Below are 3,267 nucleotides of genomic sequence, written 5' to 3' on the forward strand. Positions count from 1 at the left end.
CTGCTTGCGGTTGAGCACCGCGACGGCCAGAGTCTCACCGTCGTACGTCTCGTCGATCGCGCCGGTGAGAGTGGCGTCCGGGCCCAGTTCCAGGAAACGGGTGACGTTGAGCGACTTCAGCGTGGTGATCGCGTCGGCGAAACGCACCGTGCCGCGGACCTGGTCCGCCCAGTACGAGGCCGTGAACTCGGTGACCGGCTCCCCCGTGAGCGTAGAGATGATCGGGATGCGGGGCGTGTCGTACGTCAACTCGCCCGCAGCCGAAGCGAGTTCGACCAGCATCGGGTCCATGAGGGCCGAGTGGAAAGCGTGGCTGACATCCAGCCACCGGCCCTGGCGATCGTCAAGCCGAGCGGCCACCGCTTCGACCGCCCCGTGTGTGCCGGAGAGGACGACCTGGCCCGGGGCGTTCACCGCCGCCACCGACACATCCTCGACCAGCAGTGGAGTCACCTCGTCGAGGGTCGCCCGCACCGCCCACATCGCACCGCCCGCGGGCAGCGCCTGCATCAGCCCGGCACGGGCAGCGACCAGCTGGCATGCGTCCTCCAGGGACAGCACACCAGATACGTGTGCGGCGGCCAGCTCCCCCACCGAGTGCCCGACCAGATAGTCCGGCTTCACGCCCCAGGACTCGAGCAGCCGGAACAACGCCACCTCGACCGCGAACAACGCGGGCTGCGCCCACCCCGTCTGCCCGAGAGCCTCCGCGTCCTCACGGATCACCCCACGCAGGCCCTCGAAGTGACCGCACACCTCATCCAGGACAGTGGCGAACACCGGGAACGATGCCGCCAACTCCCGGCCCATACCGACCCGCTGACCACCCTGACCGGAGAAAACGAACCCGGTCAGACCCTCCCGAGCCACCACCGGGGTCAGCCGCTCCCCCAGCCCCGCCCGCAACTCGGCACGGTCGGCGCCGAGGACGAACGCCCGGTGTTCCAACGCGGCCCGCGTCGTCGCCAGCGACAGCCCCACATCCGCCGCGCCCAGGCCCTCCACTCCGGCGGCCAGCCGCCGGCTCTGCGCCGCCACGCCCTCGGCCGTCTTCGCCGACACCACCCACGGCACCACCGGCAACCCTGCCGACGGAACCACAACCGGAGCTTCCTCAGCCGCCGGCGCCTCCTCGATGATGACGTGCGCGTTCGTCCCACTGACCCCGAACGCGGACACACCCGCACGCCGAGGCCGCTCACCGGGCACCCACTCCCGCGCCTGCGCCAGCAACTCCACGGAGCCATCCACCCAGTCCACATGCGAGGACGGGGTATCGGCATGCAGTGTCTTCGGCAGAGACGCATGCCGCATCGCCAGAATCATCTTCATGACACCCGCGACACCGGCGGCAGCCTGCGTGTGCCCGATGTTGGACTTCACCGAGCCCAGCCACAGTGGCCGGTCGGCGGGCCGGTCCTGGCCATACGTCGCAAGGAGTGCCTGCGCCTCGATCGGGTCACCCAGTTTGGTGCCCGTACCGTGCGCCTCCACCGCATCCACATCCGCCACCACCAGCCCCGCACTGGCCAACGCCTGCCGGATGACACGCTGCTGCGAAGGACCGTTCGGAGCCGTCAGACCGTTGGAGGCCCCATCCTGGTTGACGGCACTGCCACGGACCATCGCCAACACCTGATGCCCATGACGCCGGGCATCCGACAACCGCTCCAGAACCAGGACACCGACACCCTCACCCCACCCCGTACCATCCGCGTCCTCCGAGAACGCCTTGCACCGCCCGTCCCCGGACAAGCCGCCCTGGACGTCGAATTCGATGAAGGCTCCGGGTGTCGACATCACCGTCACACCACCGGCCAGCGCGAGATCGCACTCGCCGGCCCGCAGCGCTTGCCCGGCCAGATGCAGAGCCACCAGCGACGACGAACACGCTGTGTCCACCGTCACCGCAGGACCCTCGAGCCCCAGCGCGTACGAGATCCGGCCGGACAGCACACTGCCGGAACTGCCCGTGCCCGCATAGCCGTCTCCCGACTCGCCTGCCAGGGCGAGCAGCGCCGGGTAGTCCTGTCCGTTTGTCCCGGCGAAGACACCCACCGGCAGCCCGCGCAACGACAACGGCGCGATCCCCGACCGCTCCAACGACTCCCAGACGACCTCAAGGAGGAGACGCTGCTGCGGGTCCATGGCGAGGGCCTCGCGCGGCGAGATCCCGAACAGACCGGCGTCGAATTCAGCCGCCCCGTCAACGAATCCGCCCACGCGCGCGAAGTTCTGTCCCGCGCCGCCGAGCATTTCCCAGCCGCGGTCGGCGGGGAAGGCGCCCATGGCGTCGGTACCGTCGGCGAGCAGCCGCCACAGTTCCTCCGGCGAGTTCGCCCCGCCCGGAAAGCGGCAGCCCATGCCCACCACGACCACCGGATCGTCACCCGTGACCCGGACCGCCGGCACCGCTCCCGGTACCGGCGTCGCTTCGTCCGCGCCGAACAGTTCGCTCACCACGAAGGCGGCCAGGGCCTCGACCGAGGGATGGTCGAAGACGACGGTGGAGGGGAGCCTGAGGCCGGTTTCGGCGGTGAGGGCGTTGCGCAGTTCGACGGCCGTCAGGGAGTCGAAGCCCAGGTCCCGGAACGCCTTCGACACGTCCACGGCGGTCGCGTCCGTGAAACCCAGCACCGCCGCGACCCGACCGCGCACCACGTCGGTGACCAGCGAACGCCGGGCCACGCCCGGCACCCCGGCCAACCGCTCCCGCAGCCCTCCGGTGCCCGCCGCGGCCGTACGGCCTGCCGCGCGCGGGGCCACCTTGTCCCACAGCCTGCTGTCCCGTACGGCGGTCATCCCGGGAACGAAGCGTTCCCAGTCCATGTCCACGACCGTCACACAGCCCGACGCGGAGCCGAGGACGCCGAGGGCTGTCCCGGGGTCCAGCGGGGTCAGCCCGCCGCGCTCCGCCCGTGCCAGGACGGTGGCGTCGTCGGCCATGCCGCCCTCGGCCCACGGACCCCACGCGATCGACGCACCCACCAACCCCTGCGACCGGCGAAACTCCACCAACCCGTCCAACGCCGCGTTCGCCGCCGCATACGCACCCTGCCCCGCACCACCCCACACACCCGCAGCCGACGAGAACAGCACGAACGCATCCAACTCCCGCCCCCGGGACGCATGGTGCAGATTCCAGGCCGCACCCGCCTTCGGCCCCCACACCCCAGCCAGCCGATCCGCCGTCAGACCATCAACCACCCCGTCGTCCAACACCCCGGCCGCATGCACCACCGCCGACACCTCGAACCGCGCGAAAAG

Annotated in this window: 1 protein-coding gene; it reads right to left on the bottom strand. The window is 70.7% G+C overall.

Annotated features, from left to right (window positions below; genetic code table 11):
- On the bottom strand, positions 1-3,267 hold a 3,267-nt coding region (locus tag ABD366_RS26020; protein WP_425576975.1), incomplete at both ends, for a type I polyketide synthase.

Source organism: Streptomyces kunmingensis, assembly GCF_039533535.1.
Taxonomy (GTDB): Bacteria; Actinomycetota; Actinomycetes; order Streptomycetales; family Streptomycetaceae; genus Streptomyces; species Streptomyces kunmingensis.